This window comes from Bradyrhizobium sp. I1.14.4, assembly GCF_050435825.1.
Taxonomy (GTDB): domain Bacteria; phylum Pseudomonadota; class Alphaproteobacteria; order Rhizobiales; family Xanthobacteraceae; genus Bradyrhizobium.
Map to the genome: position 1 here is coordinate 656487 of NZ_JBNDLA010000001.1, position 13526 is coordinate 670012.

Genomic DNA, 13526 nt, shown 5'->3' on the forward strand with positions numbered 1-13526 from the left:
TCGATGTCAGGACAGCGGAGGTGCGCGAGAGTGGAAGGCCGCAGGTGCCGACTTCAGATGGATGAATTCGGCATGGGCAGTGCGGAACAGAAGCTCGACGGCTTCCGGCAGCAACAGCACCGGCGGCGCCGTGAACAGCATGCTGCTCGCGAGCGAGATGACGGTGCAGATCGCGCAATAGTCGGCCGGATGCCGGTCGTTGTCACGCCTGGCGGGCGGCTCGGTCCCGGTCACCTGGACCGCGAGGTCCGGTGTTGCCGAGGTCCCGATATAGGCGAGATCGACGAGCGACAGGCCGCTCTGGACAGCAGGCGCAGCCTGCGCGGCGGCAATCGGATGGAAATGCCCGAACGACAGCACGAACTGGACAGTGAGCGCGAACAGCGCCAGCCGCGAGCCAGTCTTGATGTGTCTCCGGAACCAGTCCATGCCTGACAACGCCCACCCAGTCGGGAGCGCGCCAATACCCCAGCGGTCCCGATGTTACATTATAACATCGGATGGCATGCACGATGTCAACCAACGTTCAGACACACTGTGTCGATGTGTTGCCTGTGTGTGATTGAGGCAACGGAGCTGTGAGCCCGGCCGCGCTCAGCGCCCCTCACGCAGCCAGGTCGCCGCAAACGCGCCGAGCAACAGCAGCAGGCCGACCAGGCCGGCGAACATCGGCAGTACGCCGACGCCCTTGACCACGCTGGCGTCGCGCATCTTGACGCCGAGCCAGCCGTCGCCGCGGAAGATCGAGGACGCGCGCACCGGCACGATGCGCGGCATGTCGAGGCTCGATCCGTCGACGATGCGCCGTGCGTCGCCGCCGGTCGCCTGCGCCAGCGGCTTCAGCATGTCGGTGGTCGAGGTGACTTCCGAGAATTCCTTCGGGTTGGTCGGGCCGACATTGATCAGCGCCTTCAGCGTGCCGTCGGTGGCCTGCCACAGGCCGAGCTCGCTCGCCGGCAGCGTGGCGCGCCACTCGCCGGGATCGCCGGCAGTCAAAGTCAGTTCATGCGTGGCGCCGCTCGGCGACGTCACGGTGACGGGTGCGACGGTGTCGGCCATGGTCTGGCGCACCACCATGAGGTCCTTGCCCTGCACCTGCATGCGCAGCGCCTCTTCGTCGAGGTCGGGCTGCTTCATCAGCCAGTGCGAAACCCGCCGCAACAGATCGAGATGCGGTCCGCCGCCTTCATAGCCGCGCGCCCACAGCCAGATCTGGTCCGACAGCAGCAGCGCGACGCGGCCTTCGCCGAAGCGCGACAGCAGCAGTAGCGGCTTGCCGTCGGCGCCGGTCATCACGGGCGGGTTGATCGCGTTGCGGGTGTCGACGGTGCGGAAGAACCGGCTCCAATGCGGCGGCTCGGCATTCGAGCCTTCCAGCCCGCGCGTCACCGGATGGCGTTTCCCGGCATCGCTCAAATGCGCGTAGAACGGCTTCTCGGTCACGCCGACCGGCTCGGCCGGCAGCACCGAATCCAGCGGCGTGCGCCAGATGCTGGTGGTCGAGGCGTAGTCGGGGCCGGCAGAGACCAGTACGGCGCCACCGGAGCGGACATAGCGCGCGATGTTGTCGAAATAAGCGATCGGCAGCACGCCCTGGCGGGCATAGCGGTCGAAGATGATCAGCTGGAATTCGTTGATCTTCTGCTGGAACAGCTCGCGGGTCGGAAACGCGATCAGCGACAGCTCGTTGATCGGCGTGCCGTCCTGCTTCTCCGGTGGACGCAGGATGGTGAAGTGAACGAGATCGACGCTAGGGTCGGACTTCAGGAGGTTGCGCCACGTGCGCTCGCCGGCATGCGGCTCGCCGGAGACCAGCAGCACGCGCAGCTTGTCGCGCACGCCGTCGATCGCGACCACGGCGCGGTTGTTGACTGGCGTCAGCTCGTTCTCGAGCGGCGAGGCCTCGATCTCGACGATATTGGGACCGGCATGCTTGATGTCGATGTCGACACTTGAGGTCTGGCCGCTGGTCAGCGTGCGCTCGTTGATCACCTCGCCATCGCGGCGGATCGTGACCTTGGCGCGCTCGCCGGTGACGCCCTGGTCGTCGAGCCTGAAGGTGATGGTCTGGGTCTGGCCGACGATGCCGAAGCGCGGCGCGGCGGTGATCGCGATGCGGCGGTCGCGCTCGTCCTTGCGGCCGGTGACGAGGGCGTGCACCGGCGCCTGGAAGCCGAACGCCTGCGCGTTGGCGGGAATATCGTGCACGCGCCCGTCGGTGATCATGAACGCGCCCGCGACGCGCTCGACCGGAACGTCCGACAGCGCCGACGTCAGCGCGCCGAACAACTTGGTGCCGTCGGTCTCGCCGTCGGCCTGGCCGGCCTCGACGACGCGGACCTCGAGGCCCTTGATCTGCTTCAGGCTATCGACCAGCGCCTGCCGCGCCTTGTCGGTCTCCTGGTTGCGCGTGCCGAAATTCTGGCTCGGGCTCTTGTCGACCACGACGGCTGCGACCGAGGACAACGGCTCGCGGTCCTCGCGGGTGAAGGAGGGATTGGCCAGCGCGAGCAGGATCAGCGCCAGCGCGGCGACACGCACCGCGGCGCCGCGTGCGCGCGACAGCAACAGCAGCGCCGCGATGACCACGATCGCGCCGAGCCCGATCCACAGCACGAGCGAAGGAACCAGCGGTGTGAACGCGATACCGTAGTTCATGGCGCAAACCTACCCGTATCGTCATGCCCGGGCTTGACCCGGGCATCCACGTCTTCGGTGCCAAGCGTCAAGTCGTGGATGGCCGGGCATAGGCGAGCGGAAGCGATGCCGTCCCTCGGACGGCTATGCCCGGCCATGACGGCGTTGGTGCGGAGGGCGTTGATGTCCATCATCTGAATCACTGTCCGAGCCGCTCGATCAAAGCAGGTGCATGCACCTGGTCGGCCTTGTAGTTGCCGGTCAGCGTGTACATCACGATGTTGACGCCGGCGCGGAAGGCGAATTCGCGCTGGCGCGGCTCGCCCGGTGTCAGCGGCAGCGTCGGTTGGCCGTCGGGGCGGATCGCCCAGGCGCCGGCAAGATCGTTGGACGTGATGATGATCGGCGAGACGCCGTCGCCGCCGCGTGCCGGCCGCTGCGCGGCCTCCTCATCGTCCTCGCGCGGCAGCGCCTCGACCCAGGTCTGGCCCGAGTTGAAGCGACCGGGGAAGTCACGCAGCAAATAAAAGGTCTTGGTCAGCACGTGCTCGCGCGGCACCGGCTCGAGCTCGGGCACGTCGAGGGTCGACAGCAATTCGCGCAGCGTCTGCATGCCCGGCGTCTGCGACGCGCCATTGTCGCCCGGCGGCGCCTCGACGGCGTCGCGGGTGTCGAACAGCACGGTGCCGCCCTGCTTCATGTAGGCGTCGATCTTGTTGATGGCGTCCTGCGGCGGCTTCGGCGCGCCCGGCACGATCGGCCAGTAGATCAGCGGAAAGAACGCCAGCTCGTCGCGCGCGGGATCGATGCCGACGGGATCGCCGGCTTCCAGCGCGGTGCGCTGCCCGAGGAACAGCGTCAGTCCGGACATCCCGGCCTTGACGATGGAATCGACATCGGCATTGCCGGTGACGACATAGGCCAGCCGCGTCTGCGACACCGCCTTGATGGCGAAGTCGTCGCTGATGCCGTTCTGCGCGCGCGTCGGCGAGGGCACCATCGTCGCGAGTATCAAGGCCAACGCAAGCACTGCGGGCGCGGCGCGCCTTCGGATCAGCGCGGCGAGGCCGCCGCCGAGCATCGCCACCACGATCGCATCGAGCAGGAACAGCGCCAGCGCCGCCGACAGCATGATGCCGCGCAGGTCACGCGGCTCGGCGTTGGTGTAGCTCGCATGCTTTGCGCGCAGGCCGGAGGTGTCGAGCGGCGCGATGCGATCGGCTGAGGCGAGCGTGTTGACCGCGATCGGGCTCTCGGCGGTGCCGTAGAAGCCCGGCGGATGCTCCGCGGTGCCGCGGTCGCGATAGTCCGCCGACATCGGCCTGGCGGTCGACGGTGGCGGACCGAAGGCGCCGAAGCCATCGAGCATGCGCAGCGGCGCGACCGTCTCCGCATTGGGATCGCTGGCGACGCCGGGACCGGGCTTCGAGGTGTAGCCGGACATGTCGATCAGCCGCCGCAGCATCTCGACGAAGGTGCCCGACATCGGCAGATCCGACCAACGCATGTCGGCGCCGACATGGAACAGGCTGACCACGCCCTTGCCGCGATGCTCGCCGGTGACGAGCGGCGTGCCGTCCTCGAGCGATGCCCAGCTCCTGGTCGCGAGCACGGCGTCGGGCTCGGCCAGCACCTGCCGGCTCACGGTGATGTCCTTCGGCACGGTGAGGCCCGCGAACGGACCATCGGCTGCAAATGAAGCCATATGCTGCGGCTTCTCCCAGGTCAGGCTGCCGCCGAGCGTGCGTCCGCCGCGGCGTAGCTTGACGGGAACCAGGTCGTCATCGGCCTGGGCGAGACGGGGACCGGCGAAGCGCACCAGCACGCCGCCTTGCTCGATCCAGGCGTTGAGCCGGTCGCGAATCTCCGGCGACAGCGTGCCGACATCGGCCATCACAATCATCGGCAGCCGCTGATCGAGGAATTGCCCGATCACCTGCTGCGGCGCGCCGCGATCGCCGAGCCTGATGTCGGCGAACGGCGACAGCGCGCGGGAGAGATAGAAGGTCGAAGCCAGCAGCGGCTGTGCAGTGTCGTTGCTCGCGCCCGAGACCACGCCGATGGCGCGGCGGCGCCAGCGCCGGTCGAGCAGCTGCACGGCGCCAGCCGAACGCTCGCCGGATATTTCGAGCCGGGAGATGTCATTGCGCAGTTCGACCGGAAGATCGAAGGCGGCTTCGGTCTCGCGCTCCTGCGGGCCGAATGTGTAGCGGGCCTCGCCGATCGGCGAGCCTTTGGCGTCGACCGCGCGCACCGTTCCGGCCGCGATGCCGCTCTCGGTGCGCAGCACCTTCACGGTCATCTTTGCGGCGGCGTTCTCGGCCGCGACCAGCGCCTGCGCAGACTGCGCGCCGCCCGCATAGATCGTCAGATTGCGGCTCTCGATCACCTTGCCGAGACCTTCGGTGAATTCGCTGCCGCGGCCGGTGTCGACGCCGTCGGACAGCCAGGCGATGTCGCAGTCGCCGGTGGATTTGAGGAAACGTTCAAGCGTGGCGAGGGTTTCAACGCGATCGATCGAGAAAGGCTTTGGCGCGAGCTGGCGCAGCGCGACGCGCGCGGCGCCGGCCGGCATCAGCGTGATGTCGCGCGTCGGCTCGGACAGCGGCACCAGCGCGACGCCGCGGCGGTCGCTGTCGGCGTTGGCGATCAGTTCGTCGGCGGCCTTGATCCGCGCATCCCAGCTTGAAGCCGCGCTCCAGCCGTCGTCGAGCAGGATCACCAGCGGCTGCTTGCCCGCGGCAACGCCGGTCTGCGGATTCCAGATCGGCCCGGCGGCGGCGAAGATGACCAGCGCGGCGGCGGCGAGCCGCAGCAGCGTCAGCCACCACGGCGTGCGCGACGGTGTCTCCTCCTTGGGTGCGATGTCGAACAACAGCCGCGTCGGCGGGAATTCGACCCGGCGCGGCCGCGGCGGCATCACGCGCAGCAGCCACCACAGCACCGGCAGGCTGACCAGCCCCAGCAGCAGCAACGGTTCGGCAAAGGAGAGCGGGAGCCCTGCGATCATGCGCTGCGTCCCGCCTTGACGGTTGAGCGGCCGCCGCCCTTGCTCACCATCATGCCGGCATGCAGGAACAGCAGCAGTTCGGCCGCGGAGCGGCTGGTGGTGTGGGTCGAGAACAGCCAGTCGAGCCGGTTGGTCTCGCTGCGGATCTGCTCGCGATGCAGCGCGACGCGCGCGACATAGTCGCTCGCCCAGCTCTCGGCGCGGCCCGCGGTGATGACGCTGCCGGCCTCGGGCTCGACGAATTCGACGCGGCCTGAATAGGGGAAGGTCTCTTCGGCCGGATCGACGACCTGGATCATGGTGCCGTGTGCGCCGGAGGAGGAAAGCCCGGCCAGCATCGCCGTGATCTCTGCTATTGGCGACCAGAAATCTGACAGCACGACGACTTCGGCCAGCGACGACGGCACGAAGGACGGCGGCAGGCTGGCGCGCGCCTTGTCGTCGTGCAACATCGCTTCCGCCATCTTGTCGATCACGTTGAGGCTCGCGGTCGGGTTCATCAGGCCGGGAATGCCGACGCGTTCTCCGCCCGCAACGAGCAACTCGGCCAGCGCGAAGGCGACGATCAGTCCGCGCTCAAGCTTGCTGTCGCGCGCCTCGCGTGAGGCGAAGGCCATCGACGGCGAGCGGTCGGGCCAGATCCACACGGTGTGCGCGGCCTCCCACTCCTGCTCGCGGACATAAAGATGTTCGTCGCGCCCGGAGCGGCGCCAGTCGACGCGCTGCGCCGGCTCGCCGGAGACGAAGCGGCGGTATTGCCAAAAATTCTCGCCCGAGCCGGCGCGGCGGCGGCCGTGCAGGCCATGGATGACGTTGGCGGCGACACGGCGGGCCTCAAGCACCAGACGCGGCAGCGATGCGGCGAGCGTTCGGCTTTCGCCATCTGCACGTCGAACCGCAAGAAGCTCCTCGTTCTGGTGCCTGTTGTCAGCCGCCATCAACCGATCCGGGTCTTCAATTGCTTGATCACGTCGGGAATGGTGCGGCCCTCGGCGCGCGCCGAGAAGGTCAGCGCCATGCGGTGCTTGAGCACGGGCTCGGCGAGATCGAGCACGTCGTCGATCGACGGTGCGAGCCTCCCGTCGAGCAGCGCGCGGGCGCGGACCGCGAGCATCAGCGACTGGCTGGCGCGGGGACCGGGCCCCCAGGCGATCAGCTTGCCGGCCTCGCCGCCTTCGGGGCCGGGACGCGCGGCGCGGACCAGCGTCAGGATCGCCTCGACCACGGAATCGCCGACCGGCAGGCGCCGCACCAGCCGTTGCGCAGTGATCAGCGTCTCGGCGTCCATCGACGCCTTGGCAAGCGTCTCCTCGGCGCCGGTGGTTTCGAACAGGATGCGCCGCTCGGCGTCGCGATCGGGATAGTCGACGTCGATTTCCATCAGGAAGCGGTCGAGCTGCGCCTCGGGCAGCGGATAGGTGCCTTCCTGCTCGAGCGGGTTCTGCGTCGCGAGCACGTGGAACGGCTTCGGCAGATCATGCCGTGCGCCGGCAATGGTGATGTGCTGCTCCTGCATGGCTTGCAGCAGCGCCGACTGGGTGCGCGGACTGGCGCGGTTGATCTCGTCGGCCATCAAGAGCTGCGCGAAGACCGGACCCGAGATAAAGCGGAACGAACGCTTGCCGGAGGAGCTCTCGTCGAGCACTTCGGCGCCGAGAATGTCCGACGGCATCAGGTCGGGCGTGAACTGGATGCGCTTGGCATCGAGCCCGAGCGTGACGCCGAGCGTCTCGACCAGCTTGGTCTTGGCGAGCCCGGGGACGCCGATCAGCAGCGCGTGGCCGCCGGAGAGGATCGTGACCAGGGTGTTTTCGATCACCTGGTCCTGGCCGAAGATGACTGTGGAGACCGCTTCCTTGGCGGCCTTGATCTGGCCCGCGACCTGCTCGGCCGAACGGACGATCACATCCTCCAGTTTCTCGACGCTGTCTGCACCAGCCATTCGATCCGCTCCTTTTTGACGGTGCGCACATTCCTGCATCGTCATCTGTCGTCATCACTTGTGTCGTCATCACTTGTGTCGTCGTCACTTGGTGTCGTCGTCACTTGGCCCGCATGCTAAACCTGTGCGAAGGCCATGTATTCGTTGAATTAAACTATCCCCACCTTATCGGCATTTCAGGGTATGAACGGCATCACGATGTGGCGAGAATGACATTCCGACCACATCTGAAGGATACGTGCACCAAACGTGCCAGATTGAGTGTGGGAAACTTCAAGGCAAACAATGGCGAAGCAAGGGCAGAGCGATTCCGGCAGTGAAACTACGGGCCATGAAACCAGGGACCTTGGAGGCAAGGGTCTCGAAGGGCTGACCACTGCTGCCAATCAAGCTGCGACATCCAGTGCGGCCGGACGCAAGGGCCTGCCGCCGGTTCACCTGTGGAATCCGCCATTCTGCGGCGATCTCGACATGCGAATCGCCTCCGACGGCACCTGGTTCTACATGGGAACGCCGATCGGCCGCCCCGCGCTGGTGCGGCTGTTCTCCACCATCCTGAAGCGCGAGGACGGCAAGCACTTTCTCGTGACACCGGTGGAGAAAGTCGGTATCCGCGTCGATGACGCGCCGTTCCTCGCTGTCGAAATGCAAAAGCAGGAAGACAACCGCGGCCGGCTGCTCAGGTTCCGCACCAATGTCGACGATTGGGTCGATTGCGAGAAAGGCCACGGCCTCAGATTCGAGGCTGCCGAGGATGGCGGATTGACACCCTATCTGCATGTCCGCGCCGACCTGTGGGCCAAGGTCACCCGTGCGCTCTACTACGATCTGGTTGACATGGGCGAGCAGCGGATGGTCGATGGTCAGGAGATGTTCGGCATCGAGTCCGGCGGCGAATTTTTCGCGATGGCCGATGCCAGCCAGGTGAGGGACGCACTTTGAACGAGCCGTTGCTGAAGGTGAAGCCGGCGACGATCAGCTCGATGGAATTCTTCGCGCGGGCCCACACGCGGCTCAATTTCGAAGTGCCGCCGGGCCTGGTCGATCCGCATATCATTCCGCGCACCGGAGATTCCGGCAACGACCGCATGCTCGAGATCGTCGCACAGGAGCAGCCGGTGCGGCCGGCCGCGGTGCTGATCCCGGTGGTCGATCATCCCGAGCCGACCGTGCTCTTGACACAGCGCTCGCCCAATCTGTCGAGCCACGCCGGCCAGATCTCGTTTCCGGGCGGCAAGATCGACGCCACCGATGCCTCGCCGCTCGATGCCGCGCTGCGCGAAGCCTGCGAAGAAGTCGGACTGAAGCGGGAATTCATCGACCCGGTCGGCTATCTCGACCTCTATGGCACCGCGTTCGGCTTCCGCATCCTGCCGACGGTCGCCAAGGTGAAGCCGGGATTCACGCTTGCGATCAATGAGGCCGAGGTCGTCGATGCCTTCGAGGTGCCGCTCGCTTTCCTGATGAATCCCGAGAATCATCAGATCCACACCAAGGAATTCCGCGGCATGGACCGGTCCTACTATGCGATGCCGTTCGCCGAGCGCTACATCTGGGGGGCGACCGCGGGCATCCTGCGTGTGCTGTATGAGCGGATCTATCTGTCATGATCCGCACGGTATTGACCGAGATCGGAGTCTTTCTGGTCCCTTTCGCGGTCTATGCCATCTTCCTCATCGCGACGCGGTCCGGCGTGACGCTGCCGGCGTCCTGGCCGCTCGACAGAATCGCGAAGCTGACGCTGGCGGCGCTGGTGATGGTCATCGTGAGCTTCGTGATGCTCGCCGAATTGACCGGCGCGCCGCCGAACTCGACCTACGTTCCCGCTCATATCGAGAACGGCAGGCTGGTGCCTGGAGCTGAGAGATGAGCGAGGTGCGCCTGCTGTCCGACGCGCCATGGCTCGCTTCGGGGCCTGCGGCGCGCGTGCTCGGCCTGCTCAATGCCGACGGCGAGGAAGCGCGGGTGATCGGCGGCGCCGTGCGCAACGCGTTGATGCAGATTCCGCTCGCCGACATCGACATCGCCACCACGGCGCTGCCGGAGGAGGTGATCCGCCGCGCCAAGCGGGCGAGCATCAAGAGCGTGCCGACCGGCATCGAGCACGGCACGGTGACCCTGGTGGTCGACGGCCAGCCCTTCGAGGTGACGACGCTGCGCGAGGACACCGAGACCTATGGCCGCAAAGCCAGGGTGGCGTTCGGGCGCGACTGGGTACGCGACGCCGAGCGGCGCGACTTCACCATCAACGGCCTGTCGGTCGACGCCGATGGTGTCGTGCACGATCACGTCGGCGGCCTCGCTGATATCGAGGCAAGGCGCGTGCGCTTCATCGGCGATCCCGCGCAGCGGATTGCCGAGGATTACTTGCGCATCCTGCGCTTCTTCCGCTTCCACGCCGCCTATGGCGCCGGCGAGGTCGATCGCGCCGGCTATCTCGCCTGCGTCAGTGGGCGCGCCGGACTTGCCGGCCTCTCGGCCGAGCGCATCCGCATGGAGATGCTCAAGCTCGTGGTCGCGAACGGCGCCGCGGGCGCTGTGATCGCGATGAGCGATGGCGGGTTGCTGCAGCCGCTGTTCGGCGGCGTCGCCTATACCGGGCCGTTCGCGGCGATGATCGAGATCGAGAAGCTGATGGGGCTCGCGCCGAGCGCAACGCGCCGCCTCGCGGCGCTGACGGTCGCCGTGACCGAGGACGCGCGGCGCATCGCAGGCCGGCTGCGGCTCTCCAACGCCGAAGCCAAGGCGCTCGACTCGATGGGCCATCGCTGGTGGCGCTTGCCCGGCATGGACGAGGCGCGAGCCAGGCGCAGGCTCTACCGGCTCGACGAGGAGCCCTATCGCGACCGGCTGCTGCTCGCCTGGGCACGAACCGGCGTGGGCCGCGATGTCGATCAGTGGCGCGCGCTCGCCACGCTGCCGCAGCGCTGGCGCGCGCCTCACTTTCCCTTGCGGGCGTCGGATTTCATCGCGCGCGGCATTGCCGAGGGACCGGCATTGGGGCATGTCCTGACGCTGGCCGAGGATGCCTGGCTTGCCGCGGATTTCCCGCTGGATCCGCAAGTGTTGTCGGGCATCGCCGACCAGACCGTTTCCCGTTTCACCCGCGACCATCGGCTGTGAATTTTCTCTCCGGCTTCCAAGACATCTCGCTCCTTCAAATTCTTCTTGTTGCAGGCGTTGCGCTGTTCGCTTCCGTGATTGGCGGTCTTGCCGGCTATGGCACCGGCGCCTTGATGCCGCTGGTGCTGGTGCCGCTGGTCGGCGCCGAGCCGGTGGTGCCGATCATCGCGATCTCGTCGATCTTCACCAATTCCAGCCGCTTCATCGCCTTCGTCGGATATGCGGACCGCCGCAAGGCGATCATCGTGATCGCGGCAGCGCTGCTCACGACGGCGCTCGGCGCCTACGGCTACACCCGGCTGACCAGTGCCGGCGCGTCGCTGGTGATTGGAAGCATGCTGATTGCGAGCGTGCCGCTACGGCGACTGTTGCGCAAGCACAGCGTCAGGATCGGCGAGCGGGGACTCGCGGCAGGTGCGGTCGGCTACGGTGTCGTGGTCGGCGGGACCGCGGGCTCCGGTGTCATTCTTCTGTCGCTGCTGATGGCGACGGGCCTCGAAGGCGCGGCCGTGGTTGCAACTGATGCAGTCATTTCGCTCGCAAGTGCCGCAGTCAAGGTGTCGGTGTTCGGCCTTGCCGGCGTCGTCACCGCGCAGGTGCTGGCCCTTGCGCTGCTGATCGGCCTGGTTGCCATTCCCGGCGCGTTCCTGGCCAAGGCCTTTGTCGCGCGGATGCCGGTGCATGTCCACACCGCGATTCTCGATGCCGCGGTGATCACCGGCGGCGCGGTGATGATCTCGAGCGTGCTGCGCGCATTCTGACGGCAAGCGATGCTGCCGGCGGCTTGCCGGGCAGCATCGCTTGAGAAGTCTTACGCAGCCTTGCGCTTCTTCTTGCGGTCGCCGTCCTCGTCGTCGTCCTCTTCCTCGTCATCCCCTTCTTCGTCGTCTTCCTCGTCATCTTCCGGATCGATCTCGGTCGATTCGAGTGCGACGAGCGGCAAGGTTTCGCGAAACAGGTCGCCGTCCGTTCCCATCCACAGGCACTCGACCTTGTCCTCGTCGACTTCGACGACCGTGATCGGATGGCCGCCGGACTTCAGCATGACAACATCGCCTGGTTTCAGTTCCATGATTTTCCCTCCGCGCTGGATGACGCGGACGGCAAGCTATCGACCGGTGATGACAGTCAAATCACGGCCGGCCGCAGCTTCGATGGAATTGCCGTGGAAAACGACCGCGATGCGCTATTTTTGCGCGACAGGAACCAGCTCGCTCAGCGAGCGGATGATGCGGTCCGGCCTGATCGTCGATCCCGGCGGCAAACCGACGCCGTGCACGTCCATCCAGATCGCATAGATACCAAGCCGCTGTGGTGCCACGACTTCCCACTCCAGATTGTCGCCGATCATCCAGGTGTCGGATGCGGTGACGCCGAGCGCTTCCATCGCGTGCAGATAGGCGCGCTCCTCCGGCTTGCCGAAGCCGTGCTCGCCCTCGATCTGGATGTGATCGAAGCGATGGCCGAGCGCGAAGCGCTCGACCTTGGCGCGCTGCATGTCGGCGGCGCCGTTGGTGACCAGCGCGAGCTTGATGCCGAGCGCCTTGAGCGCGTCGATCGCCTCGTGCGCCCCGGGGAAGACGAACATCTCTTCCTCGCGATAGGCGGTGAAGCGATCGGCGATACGGATCGCGAGATCGTCAGGCAGCGCGCGGTGGCCGGCCGCCGCCAGCGCCGCGAAGCCGCCCTTCACGGTCAGCCGCCGCGCCTCGCCGAGCTTGATCCGCCAGATCGGCTCGGCGGTCGACCAGAATTGCCGTGCATAGGCCAGCAGCGCGGTCGCGACCTGATCCGGGGGCAGGGGAGCGAGCTCCTCGGCGAATTCGGTGGTGATCGTGTTCCAGGCGATCTCGGGGCGTCCGTAGGCCGACAGGATGGTGTCATCCATGTCGATCAGCATCGCGCGCGGCAGGTTCATTACGGCCATTTCACCTCCGGCGGCAGCGACGACAGGATCGAATCCACATTGCCACCGGTCTTCAGGCCGAAGATGGTGCCGCGGTCATAGAGCAGATTGAATTCGACGTAGCGCCCGCGGCGGATGAGCTGCTCGTCGCGATCCTCAGCGCTCCAGGCGGCCTCGAAATTGCGCCGTACCAGGTCGGGATAGATTTTCAGGAAGCTGCGCCCGACGTCCTGGGTGAAGGCGAGATCGGCCTCCCAGTCGCCGCTGTCGTGCCAGTCATAGAAGATGCCGCCGATGCCGCGGGCTTCCTTGCGGTGTGGCAAATAGAAATATTCGTCGCACCATTTCTTGTACTTGTCGTAGTCGGCGACCCCGTTTGGCCCGGTGCACGCCGCCTTCATCGCGGCATGGAAGGCGACCGTATCGGGGTCCTCCTGGGTGCGCCGCCGGTTCAGCACCGGCGTCAGGTCGGCGCCGCCGCCGAACCAGGCCTTGGTGGTGACGACGAAGCGGGTGTTCAGGTGCACGGCGGGCACGTTCGGATTGCGCAAGTGCGCGATCAACGAAATGCCCGACGCCCAGAACCTGGGATCGTCGGCGGCACCCGGAATCTGCGCGCGGAATTCGGGCGCGAACTCGCCATGCACCGTCGAGCAATGCACACCGACCTTTTCGAACAGCCGGCCCTTCATGATCGACATCACGCCGCCGCCGCCGGGCTTGCCGGTATGGTCGGTGCGATCCCAGGGGGTTCGCACGAACCGGCCGGCATTGCCGGGATAGAGTGCCGAGGGGGCATCGTCCTCGAGCTGCTCGAAGGCCGCGCAAATGTCGTTGCGCAGCGCCTCGAACCAGCCGCGCGCACGCGCCTTGCGGTCCTCGATGATGGCGGGGTCTGTTGGCAGCAT

At 66.7% G+C, this 13526-nt stretch carries 13 protein-coding genes; 5 read left to right on the forward strand and 8 right to left on the reverse strand.

From position 1 onward, the window contains the following. Window positions 1–6: 6 nt before the first annotated feature. The 5 genes from ABIB78_RS03080 to ABIB78_RS03100 form a co-directional block, all read right to left on the reverse strand. Window positions 7–429: a DUF2946 family protein gene (locus tag ABIB78_RS03080; RefSeq protein WP_429021254.1), complete on the reverse strand. Its 423-nt coding sequence runs from the start codon at window positions 427–429 to the stop codon at window positions 7–9. A 165-nt stretch (window positions 430–594) separates the two neighbouring features. Further along, complete coding sequence (locus ABIB78_RS03085) at window positions 595–2658, reverse strand: hypothetical protein (protein ID WP_429021257.1); 2064 nt, start codon at window positions 2656–2658, stop codon at window positions 595–597. A 178-nt stretch (window positions 2659–2836) separates the two neighbouring features. Then, complete coding sequence (locus tag ABIB78_RS03090) at window positions 2837–5644, reverse strand: DUF4159 domain-containing protein (RefSeq protein ID WP_429021549.1); 2808 nt, start codon at window positions 5642–5644, stop codon at window positions 2837–2839. Then, window positions 5644–6585: a DUF58 domain-containing protein gene (locus ABIB78_RS03095; protein WP_429021259.1), complete on the reverse strand. Its 942-nt coding sequence runs from the start codon at window positions 6583–6585 to the stop codon at window positions 5644–5646. The genes ABIB78_RS03090 and ABIB78_RS03095 overlap by 1 nt, the downstream gene beginning before the upstream one ends. After that, the gene (locus ABIB78_RS03100) at window positions 6585–7589 is read right to left on the reverse strand and encodes an AAA family ATPase (protein WP_429021261.1); all 1005 of its coding nucleotides are present in this window, start codon (window positions 7587–7589) and stop codon (window positions 6585–6587) included. Before ABIB78_RS03100 ends, ABIB78_RS03095 begins: the two co-directional genes overlap by 1 nt. A 285-nt stretch (window positions 7590–7874) precedes the next feature. Here ABIB78_RS03100 and ABIB78_RS03105 point away from each other — a divergent pair, with 285 nt between their 5' ends. The 5 genes from ABIB78_RS03105 to ABIB78_RS03125 are packed head-to-tail and all read left to right on the forward strand — an operon-like array spanning window position 7875 to window position 11473. Continuing rightward, window positions 7875–8531 carry a DUF1285 domain-containing protein gene (locus ABIB78_RS03105; RefSeq protein ID WP_429021263.1) on the forward strand — a complete coding sequence of 219 codons (657 nt, stop codon included), beginning with the start codon at window positions 7875–7877 and terminating at the stop codon, window positions 8529–8531. Between the two features lie 41 nt (window positions 8532–8572). Next, entirely contained in the window at window positions 8573–9199 is a 627-nt protein-coding gene (locus ABIB78_RS03110; protein WP_429021551.1) for a CoA pyrophosphatase, read from the forward strand. Continuing rightward, window positions 9196–9459, forward strand: a complete 264-nt coding sequence (locus tag ABIB78_RS03115) for a DUF6111 family protein (RefSeq protein WP_429021265.1) — start codon at window positions 9196–9198, stop codon at window positions 9457–9459. The genes ABIB78_RS03110 and ABIB78_RS03115 overlap by 4 nt, the downstream gene beginning before the upstream one ends. Next, window positions 9456–10712 carry a CCA tRNA nucleotidyltransferase gene (locus ABIB78_RS03120; RefSeq protein WP_429021267.1) on the forward strand — a complete coding sequence of 419 codons (1257 nt, stop codon included), beginning with the start codon at window positions 9456–9458 and terminating at the stop codon, window positions 10710–10712. Before ABIB78_RS03115 ends, ABIB78_RS03120 begins: the two co-directional genes overlap by 4 nt. Continuing rightward, window positions 10709–11473, forward strand: coding sequence for a TSUP family transporter (locus ABIB78_RS03125; RefSeq protein ID WP_429021269.1), 765 nt, complete (start codon window positions 10709–10711; stop codon window positions 11471–11473). Before ABIB78_RS03120 ends, ABIB78_RS03125 begins: the two co-directional genes overlap by 4 nt. Before the next feature lie 50 nt (window positions 11474–11523). Here the strand turns inward: ABIB78_RS03125 and ABIB78_RS03130 are convergent, their stop codons facing one another. From ABIB78_RS03130 to hemF, 3 genes are all read right to left on the reverse strand, one after another. Next, window positions 11524–11784: a YodC family protein gene (locus ABIB78_RS03130; protein ID WP_429021272.1), complete on the reverse strand. Its 261-nt coding sequence runs from the start codon at window positions 11782–11784 to the stop codon at window positions 11524–11526. A 114-nt stretch (window positions 11785–11898) separates the two neighbouring features. Beyond that, entirely contained in the window at window positions 11899–12639 is a 741-nt protein-coding gene (locus tag ABIB78_RS03135) for an HAD family hydrolase (RefSeq protein ID WP_429021275.1), read from the reverse strand. Continuing rightward, window positions 12630–13526: an oxygen-dependent coproporphyrinogen oxidase gene (gene hemF / locus ABIB78_RS03140; RefSeq protein WP_429021278.1), complete on the reverse strand. Its 897-nt coding sequence runs from the start codon at window positions 13524–13526 to the stop codon at window positions 12630–12632. Before hemF ends, ABIB78_RS03135 begins: the two co-directional genes overlap by 10 nt.